Raw genomic sequence first — 17371 nt, forward strand, 5'->3', positions numbered from 1 at the left:
CCCACCCTTCCGGGTGGAGCCCGCCGCGCTTCTCGTGCTTCGGTCGCCTACTCCCCGAGCTCGGCGCCGGAGGCCGTCGAGGCCACCGCAGCGGCCGACGAGGCGGAGGCCTCGCCGCTGGCCTGCTCCGAGGTCCGCTCGGTCTCGAAGGTGAACTGCCCGTCGACGAAGTCGACCTTCACGAGGTCGCCCGCGAGCAGCTCGGCTCCGAGGATCTTCTCGGAGAGACGATCCTCGACCTCGCGCTGGATCGCGCGGCGCAGCGGCCGCGCGCCGAGCGTCGGATCGTAGCCGAGCTCGCTCAGGCGCTCGCGAGCGGGCAGCGACACCTCGATGCGCATGTCGCGATCGTACAGGCGATCCTGCAGGCGCTTCACGAAGAGATCCACGATCTGCAGCAGCTCCTCCTTCGAGAGCTGCGGGAACACGATGGTGTCGTCGACGCGGTTCAGGAACTCGGGCTTGAAGTGCTTCTTCAGCTCCTCGTTGACCTTGCCCTTCATCGAGTCGTAGCCGACCTGCGCGTTCCCCTCGATCTGGAAGCCGACGGGACCGCCCGCGATCGCCGACGAGCCGAGGTTCGTCGTCATGATGATCACGGTGTTCTTGAAGTCGACCACGCGCCCCTGGCCGTCGGTGAGGCGCCCCTCCTCGAGGATCTGCAGCAGCGAGTTGAAGATGTCGGGGTGGGCCTTCTCGATCTCGTCGAACAGCACGACCGAGAACGGCTTGCGGCGCACCTTCTCCGTGAGCTGGCCGCCCTCCTCGAAGCCGACGAACCCGGGAGGGGCGCCGAAGAGGCGGGACACCGTGTGCTTCTCGCCGTACTCCGACATGTCGAGCGAGATCAGCGCATCCTCGTCGTCGAACAGGAACTCGGCGAGCGCCTTGGCGAGCTCGGTCTTGCCGACGCCGGTGGGGCCGGCGAAGATGAACGAGCCGGAGGGACGCTTCGGGTCCTTGAGCCCGGCGCGCTGGCGGCGGATCGTCTTCGCGAGCGCCGAGATCGCCTCGTTCTGGCCGATGACGCGCTGGTGCAGCGCCTCCTCCATGAAACGGAGGCGGCTCGTCTCCTCCTCGGTGAGCTTGAACACCGGGATTCCGGTGGCCTGCGCCAGCACCTCGGCGATGAGCCCCTCGTCGACCTCCGCGTTCGTCGCGACGTCGCCGGCCCGCCACTGCTTCTCGAGCCGCAGACGCTCCGCGATGAGCTTCTTCTCCTCATCGCGCAGCCCGGCGGCCTTCTCGAAGTCCTGCTCCTCGATCGCCTTCTCCTTGTCGGCGCGCACGACCGCGATCTTCTCGTCGAACTCGCGCAGCTCCGGCGGGCTCGACAGGATCGAGAGGCGCAGGCGGGCGCCGGCCTCGTCGATCAGGTCGATCGCCTTGTCGGGCAGGTAGCGATCCTGCACGTAGCGGTCGGCGAGGTTCACGGCCGCCACCAGGGCGCCGTCCGTGATGGAGACCTTGTGGTGCGCCTCGTACCGATCGCGCAGCCCCTTGAGGATGTTGATCGAGTGCGGGATCGACGGCTCGTTCACCATGATCGACTGGAAGCGGCGCTCGAGCGCGGCGTCCTTCTCGAAGTGCTTGCGGAACTCGTCGAGCGTCGTGGCGCCGATGGTCTGCAGCTCACCGCGCGCGAGCATCGGCTTCAGGATGTTCGCCGCGTCGATCGCGCCCTCGGCCGCGCCGGCCCCCACGAGCGTGTGGATCTCGTCGATGAAGATGATGATGTCGCCGCGGTTGCGGATCTCCTTCGTCACCTTCTTCAGGCGCTCCTCGAAGTCGCCCCGGTAGCGGCTCCCCGCGATGAGCGAGCCGAGGTCGAGCATGTAGACCTGCTTGTCCTTCAGCGTCTCGGGCACCTCGCCCTTCACGATGGCCTGCGCGAGCCCCTCGACGACCGCGGTCTTGCCGACGCCGGGCTCGCCGATCAGGACGGGGTTGTTCTTCGAGCGGCGCGAGAGGATCTGCATGACCCGCTCGACCTCCTTCTCGCGCCCGATCACCGGGTCGAGCTTGCCCTCGCGGGCGGCCTGGGTGAGGTTGCGTCCGAACTGGTCGAGCACCTGGGACCCCTTGGAGTCCGAGCCGCTGGTCTCGGGCGCGCCCACGGCGACCTGCTCCTTGCCGGCCTGGTAGCCGGACAGCAGCTGGATCACGGTCTGGCGCACGCGGTTGAGGTCGGCGCCGAGCTTCACGAGCACCTGAGCGGCGACGCCCTCGCCCTCGCGGATGAGCCCGAGCAGGATGTGCTCGGTGCCGATGTAGTTGTGGCCGAGCTGCAGCGCCTCGCGCAGGCTCAGCTCGAGCACCTTCTTCGCCCGAGGCGTGAAGGGGATGTGCCCGGCCGGAGGCTGCTGACCGGTGCCGATGATGTCGGTCACCTGCTCGCGCACGGCGTCGAGCGAGATGTCGAGCTGCTCCAGAGCCTTCGCAGCGACACCCTCGCCCTCGTGGATCAGCCCGAGCAGGATGTGCTCGGTGCCGATGTAGTTGTGGTTGAGCATCTTCGCCTCTTCCTGGGCGAGGACGACCACCCGGCGGGCCCGGTCGGTGAATCTCTCAAACATCTATTTCCTCCTGGGGCCGAGACGCGTCGACGGTGCGGACTCGGCCGATGCAACCAGAGTACGTGGGGATCCGGGATCACGGGGGCCTGTTCGCGCTGGGCGTGACTTCTCCCCGCGCCGACGCGGCCCGCCGTGCCCCCGGCTCCGCACGGCAGCCTCCGCCCGCTCTTGACAGCGACGGGGGCAGCGTGGAAACTTATCGAGAAGCGATAATATCGATATTCGATAAACTTAGAAGGAGGACGTTATGATCGCCGACTCGTCGTTCCGGCCGTCTCCCGGCGATCGCGTCGCCATCGCGATCTTCATGGTCGCTGGAGCAGCGATCGTCGTCTGGTCGGGCGTCAGCGCCTATCTCCGGATCATGCGGGTGCTGCTCGGCGAGAGCATCCCCGTCACCGTCCAGCCGATCGGCCTGCGGGTAGAGGCTCCGCTCGGACCCGGCGGGGCAGCGGTTCCCCTGCAGGTCGACACCGCCACCGTCGAGGTGCCCGGGCTGCCGGCGTCGGCGTTCGGGGCCGAGATCCTCGCCCAGGTGATCCGGTTCGGCACCGTCGCCGTCGTCGTCCTCTGCCTCGCACTCCTCGCCCGCAGCATCCTCCGCGGGCGGGTCTTCGGTCGCGGCAACACGGCCCTGGCCGCCACCGCGGGGATCGTCGGGCTCGCGGGCTCCGGCACGGCCCTCGCGCTGGGCGGCGCCGTCGGAGGCGGCGTGCTGCACGATCTCGGCGGGAGCGACGCCGACGGCTTCGTCTTCCTCGTCGCCGATCCGACCCTCTTCATCATCGGGGCGTTCGCGTTCGCGGTGATCCTGACCGCCTTCACCGTCGGCGCGAAGATCCGGCGCGAGACCGAGGGGCTCGTGTGAGCCCGGCGGAGCCCGAGGAGCGGCACGCCATCCACTGCCGCCTCGATGAGCTCCTCGCCGAACGCGGGATGACGCTCACCGAGCTGAGCGAGCGCGTCGGCGTCAGCCTGGTCAATCTCTCGGTGCTGAAGAACGACCGCGCCCGCGCCGTCCGGTTCTCGACGCTGACCGCGATCTGTCAGGCGCTCGGCTGCGAGGTCGGCGAGCTGCTGGTCGTGTCGGAGAGGGGATAAGGATCCCACGCCATCGCCGTCGGATTCAGGACGCTCCCTCCGCCCAGAGGGCCGCGGGGGCGGAGGACCGCTCGAACAGCCTACTGCTGCGGCGGCTGCTCCATCGGCGGCATCTGCACCTGCTCCATCTGCGGCGCCTGCGCGGGCTGCACCTGAGCGAGCGGTTCGATCACCACCGCGGTGCCGTAGGCGCAGAACTCCGTGAAGTTGCCGATCGAGCTCGACTCGAAGCGCATCGCGATCACCGCGTTCGCCCCGCGGCGCTGCCCCTCGTGCCACATCCGGGTCATGACCTCGAACCGCGACTCGTACATGATCTTGGTGTACTCGGGGATCTCGCCCCCGCCGATCGCCCGGAAGCCGGCGGTGAAGTTCTGGCCGAGGTGCGCCGAGCGCACCGTGAGCCCCATCACCTCGCCGAGCACCTGGGTGATCCGGTAGCCGGGCACGTCATTGGTCGTCGTTACGAACATGGGTCAATCATGCCCCATCCGCCGGTTCCGGTCGCCCATCCGGCGGGAGGCGGATGCCGCGGACGCCTCAGGCGTCCGCGGCGGCGAGCGCCCAGGAGGCGACCTCGAAGGCCCGCACCGTCCAGAACAGCTTCTCGGCATCCTGCGGCGTCGGCCAGCTCGAGACCTTCACGCCGACCACGCCCGTGGCGCGGTTCATGTAGATCATCTGCCCGTGGATGCCGAGGGCGAGCATCACGTCGGCGCTCTCGCCCGGGAACCAGAATCCGTTGCGGTACATGCCGCCCGGCATCAGGGTCGGCTCGGTCGCGTTGGCGAAGGCCTCCCGGGAGTCGGGCCCGCCCGCGAACGTGTCGACCACCCACCACTCCGGGAGCACTTGCACGCCGTCGAGCGCGTTGCCGCGGTTCGCGAAGAGGTTCCCGAAGCGCGCGAGATCCCGCATCGCCGCGGAGACCCCGCCGTCGAACATTCCGCTGCCCACACTGTCCACGCCGACGTGGGCGTCGTACTCGGCGCCCATGGGCTGCCACAGCCGCTCCGACATGACGTCGGCGGCCGGCCGGCCGGCCGCCCCCTCGATCACGAAGCCCAGCACGTCCGTCTCGCACGACTTGTAGTCGAAGGGGCCCCCGTGCGGCGCCAGCTGCCCGAGGGTGGCGAGGAAGCCGAGCAGCGTGTCGGGCACGTCGGGGTGCTTCCTCGGGGCCCAGCCGATGGCCTCCTCGAGCAGTCGTACCTCGGCGTCCTCGTTGAGGTACTCCTCCGAGAACTGGACCCCCGTGCGCATGTCCACGAGGTGGCGGACGAGCGCTCCCTCGTAGCCCGAACCCGCGAGCTGCGGAACGTAGGCGGTGACCGGGGCGTCGAGATCCAGTTCGCCGGAGGCGGCCAGCAGACCCGCCACCGTGGCGGTCAGCGACTTGGACACCGACATCAGGAGGTGCATGCCGCCGGGGCGCATCGCGCCGAAGTACTCCTCGCCGACGATCTCGCCGCGGTGGGTGATCATCCAGCCGTCGGTGTGGGTGGCGCGCATGACCTCCGAGAACGACGCCGAGCGATCCTCCCAGGGGTGGGGGATCAGCATCTCGGCGATCTCCGCCGGGCGGCGCGCGAACTCGGTGACGCGCGCCCCCCGGCGGATCGGATGGACCGGCAGGAACGACTCGATGTTCTGCATCGACCACTGGAGGTAGGGCGCGAACTGCCACTGATCCAGCGCGGGCATCTCGACGCCCCCTCCTTCGACAGAGCTCATGCCGTATCCGGTCTCCATCCCGTTCGCCGTCTCCTCGTGCTGCGCTTACTTGCCCTTGGCGGGCGCGGGCCTCGGGGCCGGCTTCTCGGCCCCGTCCACTGGAGTGACATCGTACATGCCCCGGATCGCATCGATCAGGTACTTGGCGTGCAGCGTCAGTCCGCCGTGGCCCGCCTCCAGGTGGGCCTTGGTCACGAGGATACCGAGGTCCGCCCCCTTCCAGCGGTACTGGCCGGAGTCGTAGATCCGCAGGAAGAACGCCTCGGACTCGCTCGACAGGAGGTGCCAGTCGAGGTCGCCGTGGCTGTACACGAGATGGCCGTAGTGGTCGAGCACGTAGCGGCCCGTCTTCGGGGCGGAGTCGATCCGCTCCACGCTGTCGCTGGTGTGCTTGATCACCATGTGGCTCCACTCGTCCTCCGAGGCGAGCTCCTCCCAGCGGGCGTTGATCTCGTCGACGTCGATCTCGAAGTCGATGCCCGAGTACTCGAGCAGATGGAAGGCGAAGAGCGGCACATCCGCATAGGCGCCGGCGGTGACGTTGGTGATGGCGGAGGCGCCGCTCACGCGCGGGTTGAGCTCGCCGAGATAGACGTCGCCCGTGTCGGTGTCCAGCAGCACGTCGACCTCGAAGAAGCCGCGGTACCCCTCCTTGCCGAGACGGTCGCCGAGCTTGCGCACCAGCTGCACCGCCGCGTGCCGGCTCTCGTCGTCGAGCACGGTCGGGAACATCTCGTTGCCCGCCCAGCCGCCGCGGTACGGGGTCAGGTCCTTGTGACCGGTGATCTCCGTCATGCACGGTCCGACGACGGTGCCGTGCCGCGTGAGCACCGCCTCGATCGCGACGGGCCGGTTGTTGATCCGCTTCATGACCTTGATCTCGACGCCCGTCACCTCGTCGGCGATGGCGGCGAACTCCGCCTCGCTCGTGACGAAGTAGGTGGTCTTGCCCGAGTCGCCGTAGGCGGTCTGGATCACCAGATCCTGCCCGAGCTTGGCCTTGTTCGTGACGCTCACCAGCTCGTCCCAGTCGTTCACCGTGGTGAGCACGTTGGGCACGCTCGGCACCCCCACCGAGTCGGCGATCTGGGTGGTCACGATCTTGGAGTCCAGCCGCTCGCGAAGGCCGTGGCTCGGCAGGATCAGCTCGTAGTCCAGCTCCTCGCAGATGCGCTCGGTCTCCTCGTCGAAGAACACCATGACGATCTGCGGGCGCAGCCCGGGCGGGGTGCGGCGCTCGATGTGCGCCCGCACCTCGTGATTGCACAGCAGCCAGTTGTTGATCGCCTCGCCGCTCTCGAACTCGATGTACGGCTTGTCGGTCGGGCTGAAGACGCGCGGGTGGGTGCCGTCCCAGCTGTCGTAGTAGGTGATGTAGGAGAACCCGCGCACCCAGCGGTCGAGGCCGAGCAGGTTGAAGGCGGTCGCACCGACGAAGAACACGGGGGTGTCGCTCGTGCGGAGGTAGTGCCGGATCTCGGAGATGTTCTTGAGCTTGCTGAACTTGCTGCGGCCGATGGTGACGGGCCCCGTGTTCACGGTCTTGCGCGCCCGCTTGCGGCGTCCGATGGCCCGCTTCGCCTTGGCCACCTCCCGCTGCTCGTCCACGGAGTCGGATCCGGCCGACGGCACCGCCTGCGGCGCGTCCGCCACCGGCGCCCCGTCCGGAGCGCCGCCGGCCGCCACAGCGGCCCGGGTCTGCGCAGCCGCCTTCTCGACCTCCGTCGAGGCCGTCTTCGAGATGCCCTTCGCAGCGCTCTTCGCACCTGTCTTGGCGGCGGTCTTCGCGGTCGTCCTGGTGGCGGTCTTGGCCGCCGCCGCGCTCGTGCGCGGAGTCGAGCCCTTGCTCTTCGCGGGCGCCCGCCTCACCTTCGCGGCGGGTTTCTCCTGCGCGGCCGGTTTCTCCTGCGCGGCGTCGGAGGCCGCGGGACTCGATGCGGTGGCCTCTTCCGTCTTCGGATCGGGGGTCGGGGAAGCAGTTGTACGCGCCATTGCGTTTCCTTCCGTAGAGAACGGTACGGGAATCCTGCCACGTTCGCCGAGGAATTCCAAAACGGGCGCCGTGGCACGCCAGAGGTTGGCCCCCGGCATAGCGGAGGCTGATGCCTGACGCGCCCGAGGGGAACACCGGGCCTGCCGGAGGTCGACGCCTGGCGCACCGAAGGCAAGCGCATAGACCGCGCATCAGGCGGTCGCGGGCGGCGGAGAAGGCTACTGCAGCGCTGAGGTGAGGCGCGCGAGGCCGTCGAGCAGTTGGGACCGCAGCGGCTGCTTCTCCCACTCCTCGAGCGTGAGCTCGCGGGAGTTCCGGCGGTAGTAGTCGTTGACCCCGTCGAGCTCCTCCACGAAGCTCTCCCCGTGCACCACCATGGAGACCTCCATGTTCAGGTTGAAGGACCGCTGGTCCATGTTCGACGACCCGACCACGGCCACGGCATCGTCGACGGTGAAGTGCTTGGAGTGCAGGATGTACGGAGGACGGAACATCATGATGCGGACGCCCGCGCGGAGCAGCTCCTCGTAATAGGAGCGCTGCGCGTGGTACACGACGGGCTGATCCCCGATCTCGGAGACGAAGAGCTCGACGTCGACGCCGCGCGCGGTCGCCGCCCGGATGGCGTTCATGATCGAGCCGTCCGGCACGAAGTACGGGCTCGTGATGCTGATCCGGCGCCTCGCCGTGTACATCAGGGCGACGAACACCTGGAGGTTGTTCTCGCCCGCGAAGCCCGGCCCGCTCGGCACGATCTGGCAGTCGAGGTCGCCGGGACGCCGCGTCTCGATCTCGCTCTCCAGCAGGTTGGTGAGCAGTTCGTCCGTCTCCAGGTACCAGTCGCCCTGGAACACGGCCTCGAGCCCCAGCACCACGGGACCCTCGACGCGCACCATGAGGTCCTTCCAGTGGAGGCCCCTGCGGCGGTTCGCCGGCTTGTTGTAGCTGGAGTCGATGAGGTTCTGCGAGCCCATGAAGCCGACGGTGCCGTCGGCGACGAGCAGCTTCCGGTGGTTGCGCAGATCCGGCCGCTGATACTGCCCTCTCCACGGCCGCACCGGCAGCATGTACGACCACTGGGCCCCGGCCGCGGTGAGCGCCCGCGCCGTCCGCTTCGTTCCGGGGTAGCGCACCGAGGTGATGTAGTCGAGCAGCACGCGCACGACGACGCCGCGAGCGGTCGCCTCGCGGATCGCCTCGAAGAAGTCGGCCGTGGTGTCGTCGAGCGCGAGCAGGTAGAACTCGATGTGCACGTAGTCGCGAGCCTCGCGGATGGCCTGGGCCATGCGCGCGATCGACTCCTCGTAGTCGATGCAGATCGAGGCGGTGTTGCCGCTCAGCATGGGCTGCGCTCCCAGCGAGCGGCCGAGCGCCACCGCGGTGTCGAGGCCGTGCTGGAGCTGGCTCTCCGGGGTGACGAGCTCCCGCTCCTCCTCCTGGGAGATCTTGGCCACGAGCTGGTTGATGGCGGCCTGCTTCTTGCGGCGGGCGCGCGGCGGGTGCGGGCTGCCGATGATGAGGAAGAGCAGGAGCCCGGGGACGGGGAACAGGAAGATGGCGAGGAGCCAGGCCATCCCGGACGTCGGCCGTCGGTTGCGCGGCACGACGAAGAGGGCGCCGATCCGGATCACGTTGTCGACGACGAGGAGGGTGAGCGTCCAGATCCAGGGCCAGTTGATGCTGCTGGCCCAGCCGATGATCGCCTCGCCCGATGCCTCGTCGGCGGCGACCGCCGGCCCCGCCGCCACCGCGGCCGCCGCTGCGCCGAGAGCGTGCAGAACCGCGGGCATCCGACTCCCTTCGAATCCGCCCGGGATCAGGCGGTAGGAGCTACACTATCGGTTCGCGTGCGCGGTCAGGCGGGCGCGCGCCGACGGCGGATCGGCCGGCGCCGCCGCGTTCGGGCTGTCGTCGCCGGGGTCGTCGCCACCCGGGTCGTCGCCGGAGTCGACCGGGGACGGAGCCGGCGGGCCGCTCTCGGCGGGGCGCTCAGGAGTCCTCTCGGGCGGGGAGCCCCATGCGGGCCCGCTCCTTCGCCTCCATCTCGCGATAGATGCGGCGCTCGGTGCGGTCGGCTCGCAGGATCATCCGCAGCACCATCCAGAAGAAGAGGCCGATCAGCACGGTCGGCGTGATCGACCAGAGCGCATTCATCCACCAGTCACCCATAGCACCCGATGGTACCCGGCTCAGCTGTGAGCGCGCGGCCCCGTCATCGGTCGAGCAGTCCGGCGACGCGGGCGACCACGGCGCCGTGCAGTTCCGCGACGGGCAGTACGGCGTCGAGCACCAGGAATCGCCCCGGCTCGTTCCGCGCGAGCGCGAGGAATCCCTCCCTGACCGCGCGGTGGAACCCGCTCTCCTCGGCTTCGAGGCGGTCGGCGGATCCTCCTCGCGCGGCCCGACGGGCGGCGCCGAGCTCGGGGGCGGCGTCGAGCAGCACGGTGAGATCGGGCCAGAGCCCGCGGCTCGCCCACTCGCTGATCTCCCGGATCTCGGCGGGGTCGAGCACTCTGCCGGCCCCCTGGTAGGCGAGGGAGGAGTCGATGTAGCGGTCCTGCACGACGACGGCGCCGCGCGCGAGCGCGGGGCGCACGATCTGGGCGACATGCTGAGCGCGGTCGGCGGCGTAGAGCAGCGCCTCGGCTCGCGGGTCGACCTCGCCGCCGTGCAGCAGCTGCTCGCGCAGCGCGGCGCCGAGGGGCGTGCCCCCGGGCTCGCGAGTGCGCACCACCTCGCGGCCGCGCTCGCCGAGCCACCGGCTCAGCAGCTCGGCCTGAGTGGTCTTGCCCGCGCCGTCGCCGCCCTCGAGGGTGATGAAGAGCCCGCTCACCCGGGGCTCGCTACTCGTCGCCCGCCGCGGCGGCCTCGGCCGCGGCCTTCTTCGCCGCGCGGGTGGCCGCCGCTTTCTTCGCGGCCGCGGAGCGGGCGGGATCCACCGCCTTCTTCGCCGCGGTCTTCCCCGCCGCGGCCTTCGCATCCGCCTGGACCGGCGCCTTCTTGGCGGGCGCTTTCTTGGCGGGCGCCTTCTTCTTGGACGGCGCTTTCTTCTTCGCCGGCCCCTTGGCGCGCTTGATGGCGAGCAGTTCGATCGCCCGCTCGAAGGTGATGTCCTCGACGCTCTCGCCGCGGGGGATCGTCGCGTTCGTCTCGCCGTCGGTGACGTAGGGGCCGAAGCGTCCGTCGCGCACGCGCACGGGCTTGCCGCTCACGGGGTCGGCGTCGAACTCCTTGAGCGCGCTCGAGGCGCGGCGCGCCCCGTACTTGGGCTGCGCGAGGATCTCCTGCGCCCCCGCGAGGTCGATCGAGAAGATCGCGTCCTCGTTCGGCAGCGTGCGGGTCTCGGTTCCCCGCTTGAGGTACGGGCCGTAACGACCGTTCTGCGCGGTGATCTCGGCGCCGGTCTCGGGATCCGTGCCGACCACCCGGGGGAGGCCGATGAGCGCGACCGCCGTGTCGAGGTCGATGGTCGCGGGATCCATGCTCTTGAACAGCGACGCGGTCCTGGGCTTCTGCCCCTTGGGCAGTTCCTCGCCCTCGTCGGGCAGCTCGGTGACGTACGGCCCGAACCGACCGTTCTTCGCGACGATGCGCTTGCCCGTCTCGGGGTGCAGCCCGACCACCCGGTCCTCTGCGGGCTCGGCGTCGGCGAGCTCGTGGGCCTTGGCCGGCGTCAGCTCATCGGGCGCCATCCCGTCGGGGATGTTGACGCTGCGGGGCTTGAGCGCGCCGTCCTCGCCGACCTCGCACTTGTCGTCGAAGACCTCGAGGTACGGACCGTACTTGCCGTTGCGCAGCGAGATCTGGTCGTCGATCCGGATCGTGTTGATGGCGCGCGCGTCGATCTCGCCGAGGTTGTCGACGACGCCGCGCAGCCCGGGGTGCGCGTCCGACCCGAAGTAGAACTCGCCGAGCCAGGCGCTCCGCTCCGCCTCCCCCGAGGCGATGCGGTCGAGATCGTTCTCCATCTCGGCGGTGAAGTCGTAGTCGACGAGCTCGGAGAAGTGCCCCTCGAGCAGACGCACCACCGAGAACGCGATCCAGCTCGGGACGAGGGCCTGCCCCTTCTTCGTGACGTAGCCGCGATCCATGATCGTTCCGATGATGGCGGCGTAGGTCGAGGGGCGGCCGATGCCGAGCTCCTCGAGCCGCTTGGTGAGGCTGGCCTCCGTGTAGCGCGGCGGCGGGCTGGTCTCGTGCCCCTTCGCCTCCGGGTCGGCGACACCGAGGGTCTGCTTCTCGGCGAGCTGCGGCAGTGCGACGTTCTGCTCGGACTCGCCCCGCTTCTCGTCGCGCCCCTCCTCGTAGGCGAGCAGGAAGCCGGGGAACGTGATGACGGTTCCGCTGGCCGTGAACTCGGCGCGGGTCGGCTGCGCCGCACCCGGCTCCTGCACGCTCGCGCCGAGCGTGACGGTGTCGGTGGAGCCCTTGGCGTCGGCCATCTGGCTGGCGACGGTGCGCTTCCAGATCAGCTCGTACAGGGCGTACTCGCCCTGCGAGAGCTTGCCCTTGAGCGAGCTGGGCCGCTGGAACGAGTCGCCGGCGGGGCGGATCGCCTCGTGCGCTTCCTGGGCCCCCTTGGACTTGCCCGTGTACACCCGCGGCTTGTCGGGCAGGGTCTGCGCTCCGTACAGCTCGGCGGCCTGCGACCGTGCCGCCGAGATCGCCTGCTGCGACAGCGTCGGCGAATCGGTGCGCATATAGGTGATGTGGCCGTTCTCGTAGAGCGACTGCGCGAACGACATCGTCTGGCGGGAGCTGTAGCGGAGCTTGCGCGAGGCCTCCTGCTGCAGGGTCGAGGTGGTGAAGGGCGCCGCGGGACGGCGAGTGTGCGGCTTCGTCTCGACGGAGAGCACCCGGGCCGAGACGTCCGACCGCAGCAGGTCGGCGAGCTGCTCGGCGCGCCGCTGCTCGAGTCGCACCGCTCCGGCCTTCGCGGCGCGCGGCGTGAGCCGCCCGTCGTCGCCGAAGTCGGAGCCCGTGGCGAGGCGCTGCTCGTCGAGTCGCACCAGGCGGGCGGCGAAGTCGGTGGAATCGGCGGCGTCGGCCTCCGGGCGGAAGGTCGCCGTGAGATCCCAGTACTCGGCCGAGGTGAATGCGAGGCGCTCGCGCTCGCGGTCCACGACGAGCCGCGTGGCCGCGGACTGCACGCGGCCGGCCGAGAGCTTGGGGGCGACCTTGCGCCAGAGCACCGGCGAGATGTCGTAGCCGTACAGGCGATCGAGGATGCGGCGCGTCTCCTGGGCGTCGACCAGGGCGAGATCGATGTCGCGGGTGTTCTGCTTGGCCTGCTCGATCGCCTCGCGGGTGATCTCGTGGAACACCATGCGGCGCACCGGCACCTTCGGCTTCAGCACCTCGAGCAGGTGCCAGGCGATGGCCTCTCCTTCGCGGTCCTCATCAGTCGCGAGCCAGAGCTCGTCGGCGCCCTTGAGCGCCCGCTTCAGCTCGGTGACCGTCTTCCGCTTGTTGTCGTTGACCACGTAGTAGGGTGCGAACCCGTTGTCCACGTCGACCGCGAACTTCCCGAAGGGTCCCTTCTTCAGATCCGCGGGAAGCTCCGAAGGCTCGGCCAGGTCGCGGATGTGCCCGACCGACGCGATCACCTCGTAGTCCTCGCCGAGGTAGCCGCTGATCGTCTTCGCCTTGGTCGGCGACTCGACGATGACGAGTTTCTTCGCGCCCTGCACGGGTCTCCTTCGATATGACTATGGTGCGAACAGCACATTGCGTCGGTGCGGGACCGATCCCTGCGGCGGATCGTGTCCGGTCGCCCAACCGTTCTGCACCGACACGATACACAGTATGGCGTGAGAATCGTCCGTCCGCACACGGCCGGTGCCGCGCAGAGGGCCTCCGCCCGCACTCACGGCGGCCCCAGGTAATCGTAGGGATTCACGTCGGGGAACGCGTTCGTCGCATGGGTCGCGAGCGTGAAATGGGTGTGCGGCCCCGACGTGCACCCGCTCATCCCGGCGCTCGCGACCGCCTGACCGGCCAGCACCCTGTCGCCCGTCTCGACGCCGAGGGCCCGCGACGACGACGGAGCGACGTGGTTGTGCGAGCTGAACAGCGTGCGTCCCTCGTACTCGTGCCGCATCACGACCGTGTGGTTCGGCCCCCGCCACCAGCCCGGATTCGAACGGCAGGCCTGTGGGATGCCGCCTCCGTCCTCGCCCGCGTGCACCACGATCCCGTCGTAGGGGGCGTAGAGGAGCCCGTCGGGACCCACGGCGAGATCGATGGACATGCCGTCGTGGAACTCCTGAGTGACGACTCGTGAGCCCGAGGGCCACGCCCAGCCGTTCGCTCCGGGCGTTCCCGCGATCACCGCGACCGGGTCCGCGTCCGGCGCGGCCCGCGCGCGTATCTCCACGGCGCCGAAGGGGGTGCCTGCCCGCGCGATCACCCGGGCCTCTGCGGTCGCCGCATCGACTTCGCACCTGACGAGGTGCGCGCGGGCAGCGGCGGCGGTCTCGCCTGCCAGAGCGCAGGGCTCAGCGTCGCTCCAGCCGGCGGCGGCATCGGAGGCCGCCAGCGCGGCGGCGTCGGCGGCTCCGGCGACGCGCTGCCTGACCTCGAGCTGAGCGACCGCGGAGAGGGCGGTCACCCCGATCGTCAGCGCGGCTGCAGCGCACGCGGCCAGTGCCGGCGCGCTCACTCCTCGCCCCGCCCCGCATCGCTGCGGGCGGCGCAGCCGCGAGCGGTGATCTCCACGACCGCCAGCGCACCCCCGCCCGGACGGGAGCCGAGTGTGACGCAGAGGAGGCCCCCGATCGACTCGCGGTCCGCCCGTATCCCTCCTCCGAGCTCCGAGAGGCGGGCCGCGGCGAGCTCGGCGTCTCCTCTCGCCTCCAATCGGGCCAGGTCGGCGGCGGCTGATGTGAGGACGACGCGGTGCGCGGCCAGCAGGATCCCTCCGATCACGAGCCCCAGCACGAGCAGCACGGCAGGGAGCACGATCGCGAACTCCGCGGTGACGGCCCCGCGCTCGTCGTCCATCAGCCCCCGCGGGGCATCCCGGTGGAGCAGCCGTTCACCTCCGCTGCCAGGCGACGGCACGGAAGCGGAGACTCCGGCCCGCTTCGCGCCGCCGCCCGCACGGACCGCCGCTGCGCCCACGGCGTCACCCCGCGGAGCCGAGGGCGTTCTGCACCAGCTGCACGAGCATCGCCCTGATCTCGCTGCTCTGCATGATCGCGACGAGCAGGCCGGCGAATGCCACGGCGGCCATGATCACGATGGCGTACTCCGCCGTCACGGCTCCCCGCTCATCCTTCAGGAGGCTCGGGCCGGATCGTCGCCCGCCCTCCTGCTCGAGCGGTGGAGACGGCCGCCAGGCCCGGCGTACCCACGCGCTCAGGGAAGGACGCGGGCGAGGCTGCCCGGGGAGGGAGGCGTCGACGCCGGCCTCGGGTTCATCGGACACGAGGGTGAGGTGTGGCACCACGATCATTCCTTTCACCAGCGGCACGGCACCGGCGGTCGCCGGTGCTTCCATGCTGGCCCCGCAGGGGCTCGTACGGGGCGGGAACATCGGATCTGTGGAGGGGCGGGCACCGACGCGCGTTGTGGACGAGCGAAGCGGGCGCGCAGCGTCCGTCCGCTCGGCCACCGCGGCCACCGCCGCGGCCCACGGAGCGAAGCGAGGGGCGGGACGAGCGAAGCGGGCGCGCAGCGTCCGTCCGCTCGGCCACCGCGGCCACCGCCGCGGCCCACGGAGCGAAGCGAGGGGCGGGACGAGCGCCGAGCACTAGCCCAGGGAGAGGCCGCCGAGCATGGAGAACAGGACGGGCAGCACGCCCAGCGCGACGAAGGAGGGGAGCACGCACACGCCCAACGGGATCAGCACGCGCACCCCGAGCCGTTCGGCGCTGCGCTCGAGCTCGCTCTGCTCGCGCAGCCGCTCCGCGTCGGCCTCCTCGAGAAGCATCGGCCCGAGGGGCGCACCCACCTCCTCCGCGACGCGGAGCACGGAGCGCACCCTCCCTTCGGCGCACAGCTCGTCGAATCTCACCCACTCGGCGCGCACCCGATCCGCGGAGTCCGCGAGCTGTCGGAGCGCCGCTCCCGGCGGAGCGCCTCCGCCGAGCGCGATCCACATCAGCTCGAGCTCGAGACCGACCACCCGGTCCTCGCGCTCGACCTCTCGGGTGAGCCGTCGCGCCCAGAGCACGCCGAGCAGGAGCAGGAGGCCTCCGAGGGCGAGGAGCACGGCACCGCCAGGTGTCAGCAGAACGCCGAGCGGGTCGAACCCCAGGAGCGCCCCCATGAGGATGGCGAGGAGGGGCAGCCCCGCGACGAGCCTCACCGTTGCCCGCGGCGCCGAGAGGAGCACCGATCGGCGTGCTCGCAGCTCCGTCAGCGCCGTGAACGCGGCGCCCACTCGCTCGAGGGCGGGCGCGAGAGGCGCTCCCGTCCGCTCGGCGATGTCCCAGGCGACGGCGAGGATGCGCCACTCGGGCCCGCCGGCTGCGGCGAGCGCCTCGACCGCGTCGGTTCCCTCGGCGACGCGGTCGGCGATCCCTCGCTCCGCCGAACCCTCGGCCCACTCCTTCGCCAGCAGCGGGAACACCCGCGAGGCGGGTACGCCTCCCCGCAACAGCACCGCCGCGCGCAGCGCCGTCTGCTCCGCTTCCGACGCCGGCGCCCCGCGCTCCCCCGTCCGCACCCCGCGCCCTCCTCCCGGCCGCCTCATGCGATCTCCTCGACGGTCAGCAGGCCGTCGGCTCGCAGCGCGAAGCGCCCGATGGCCCCGATCCGGTGCCGGGTCCCCTCGCGCTCCAGATGCACGACCAGGTGCAGGGCCGAGACGACCTGCCGCGCGATCGCGGCCGGTTCGAGGCCGGCGACGGCGCCGAGCGCTTCGAGACGCGCCGGTACGTCGTCAAGCCGACTCGCATGGAGCGTCCCCGCGCCGCCGTCGTGCCCGGTGTTCAGGGCGGCGAGCAGGGTCACGACCTCCGCACCGCGGCACTCCCCCAGCACGATGCGATCGGGCCGCATCCTCAGCGCCTCCCGGAGCAGGTGCTGCAGGTGGACCTCGCCGACCCCCTCGGAGTTCGCCTGCCTGGTCTCGAGCGCGACGCGGTGCGGATGCGCGAGGCGCAGCTCGGCCACGTCCTCGATCGTGAGGATGCGCTCCTCCGGAGGCGCCAGGTCCAGCAGGCACCCAAGCACCGTGGTCTTGCCGGTTCCGGTTCCGCCCGTGATCAGCAGGTTCTTCCGCGTCCGGATCGCGTGGCGCAGCAGATCCGCGACGCGTTCGCCGCAGAGGCCGCCCGCGACGATCTCCTCGAACGAGAGCCGTCGCGAGCGCGGCAACCTGATGGAGACCGCCGCACCCGCCACCGCGACGGGAGGCAGCACGGCGTGCACCCTGATGCCGTCTGCCAGCCGCACGTCGGCGCAGGGGTTGAGCTCGTCGAGGTGCCGTCCGCCCGCGGCGATGAGCGCGACGGCGAGCCTGCTCACCGCGGAGGGGTGCGCGCGCCAGCCCGGGACCTGTGCGAGCCGGCCGCTCCGGTCCAGCCACAGCCGCCCTTCGCCGTCGGTCACCTGCAGAAGCAGATCGCGGACCTCGGGCAGGTCGATCAGCGGGAGCAGGCCGCCGAGCGCTCGTCTCGCCTCGAGCGAGAGGCCGCTCGCCCGGTCCGCCTGCACGGGCGCCGAGGGCGCGGGCCGCCGCCGCGGCAGTGCCGACGACGCCGGGGAGCGAGAGGTCATGCCTGCAGCGAAGCAGGATCCGCGGCCGTCTGCAGCCCCGGGAACCCCGGTGTGGAGAACCCTCGGGCGACACGGGTCTCGACGCGCTCTGTGGACGGTTCCCCGTGCCCCCGCCGACCGGCCCCGCCGACCCGATCGGCTTCGGAGGGCGTCGAAGAGGTTGCCCCTTCGGCGTTATATATTCTACGCTGACAGGCGTGGCCGCGAAGAGGCGGCTCCAGAGTGCAGACAGATGGGATAA

Annotated in this window: 15 protein-coding genes; 2 read left to right on the forward strand and 13 right to left on the reverse strand. The window is 70.6% G+C overall.

All coding sequences use genetic code 11. From position 1 onward, the window contains the following. Positions 1–47: 47 nt before the first annotated feature. Positions 48–2576 (reverse strand): ATP-dependent Clp protease ATP-binding subunit, encoded by a 2529-nt coding sequence (locus tag JD276_RS14380; RefSeq protein ID WP_200116361.1) that lies wholly within the window; start codon positions 2574–2576, stop codon positions 48–50. Between the two features lie 247 nt (positions 2577–2823). Here JD276_RS14380 and JD276_RS14385 point away from each other — a divergent pair, with 247 nt between their 5' ends. Next, complete coding sequence (locus JD276_RS14385) at positions 2824–3444, forward strand: hypothetical protein (protein ID WP_200116362.1); 621 nt, start codon at positions 2824–2826, stop codon at positions 3442–3444. Beyond that, positions 3441–3677 carry a helix-turn-helix domain-containing protein gene (locus JD276_RS14390; protein ID WP_200116363.1) on the forward strand — a complete coding sequence of 79 codons (237 nt, stop codon included), beginning with the start codon at positions 3441–3443 and terminating at the stop codon, positions 3675–3677. The genes JD276_RS14385 and JD276_RS14390 overlap by 4 nt, the downstream gene beginning before the upstream one ends. A gap of 80 nt (positions 3678–3757) precedes the next feature. Here the strand turns inward: JD276_RS14390 and JD276_RS14395 are convergent, their stop codons facing one another. The 12 genes from JD276_RS14395 to JD276_RS14450 form a co-directional block, all read right to left on the reverse strand. Then, on the reverse strand, positions 3758–4150 hold the full coding sequence (locus JD276_RS14395) for a YbjQ family protein (protein WP_200116364.1): 393 nt from the start codon (positions 4148–4150) through the stop codon (positions 3758–3760). A gap of 67 nt (positions 4151–4217) precedes the next feature. Further along, positions 4218–5411: a serine hydrolase domain-containing protein gene (locus JD276_RS14400; protein WP_233615765.1), complete on the reverse strand. Its 1194-nt coding sequence runs from the start codon at positions 5409–5411 to the stop codon at positions 4218–4220. 45 nt (positions 5412–5456) lie between these two features. Then, the gene (locus tag JD276_RS14405) at positions 5457–7403 is read right to left on the reverse strand and encodes an ATP-binding protein (protein WP_200116366.1); all 1947 of its coding nucleotides are present in this window, start codon (positions 7401–7403) and stop codon (positions 5457–5459) included. A 219-nt stretch (positions 7404–7622) separates the two neighbouring features. Next, the gene (cls, locus tag JD276_RS14410) at positions 7623–9194 is read right to left on the reverse strand and encodes a cardiolipin synthase (protein WP_200116367.1); all 1572 of its coding nucleotides are present in this window, start codon (positions 9192–9194) and stop codon (positions 7623–7625) included. Between the two features lie 199 nt (positions 9195–9393). Beyond that, complete coding sequence (locus JD276_RS14415) at positions 9394–9573, reverse strand: hypothetical protein (RefSeq protein WP_200116368.1); 180 nt, start codon at positions 9571–9573, stop codon at positions 9394–9396. A 43-nt stretch (positions 9574–9616) separates the two neighbouring features. Then, entirely contained in the window at positions 9617–10237 is a 621-nt protein-coding gene (gene tmk / locus JD276_RS14420) for a dTMP kinase (RefSeq protein ID WP_200116369.1), read from the reverse strand. A 10-nt stretch (positions 10238–10247) separates the two neighbouring features. Further along, positions 10248–13094, reverse strand: coding sequence for a type I DNA topoisomerase (topA, locus tag JD276_RS14425; RefSeq protein WP_200116370.1), 2847 nt, complete (start codon positions 13092–13094; stop codon positions 10248–10250). A gap of 176 nt (positions 13095–13270) precedes the next feature. Further along, positions 13271–14065: a peptidoglycan DD-metalloendopeptidase family protein gene (locus JD276_RS14430; RefSeq protein ID WP_200116371.1), complete on the reverse strand. Its 795-nt coding sequence runs from the start codon at positions 14063–14065 to the stop codon at positions 13271–13273. Continuing rightward, positions 14062–14406: a TadE/TadG family type IV pilus assembly protein gene (locus JD276_RS14435; protein WP_200116372.1), complete on the reverse strand. Its 345-nt coding sequence runs from the start codon at positions 14404–14406 to the stop codon at positions 14062–14064. The genes JD276_RS14430 and JD276_RS14435 overlap by 4 nt, the downstream gene beginning before the upstream one ends. Before the next feature lie 124 nt (positions 14407–14530). Beyond that, the gene (locus tag JD276_RS14440) at positions 14531–14854 is read right to left on the reverse strand and encodes a DUF4244 domain-containing protein (RefSeq protein WP_307866593.1); all 324 of its coding nucleotides are present in this window, start codon (positions 14852–14854) and stop codon (positions 14531–14533) included. 303 nt (positions 14855–15157) lie between these two features. Then, the gene (locus JD276_RS14445; RefSeq protein ID WP_200116373.1) at positions 15158–16102 is read right to left on the reverse strand and encodes a type II secretion system F family protein; all 945 of its coding nucleotides are present in this window, start codon (positions 16100–16102) and stop codon (positions 15158–15160) included. After that, entirely contained in the window at positions 16099–17130 is a 1032-nt protein-coding gene (locus JD276_RS14450) for a TadA family conjugal transfer-associated ATPase (protein ID WP_200116374.1), read from the reverse strand. Before JD276_RS14450 ends, JD276_RS14445 begins: the two co-directional genes overlap by 4 nt. Positions 17131–17371: the final 241 nt, after the last annotated feature.

The organism is Leucobacter chromiisoli, from assembly GCF_016522505.1.
Classification (GTDB): domain Bacteria; phylum Actinomycetota; class Actinomycetes; order Actinomycetales; family Microbacteriaceae; genus Leucobacter; species Leucobacter chromiisoli.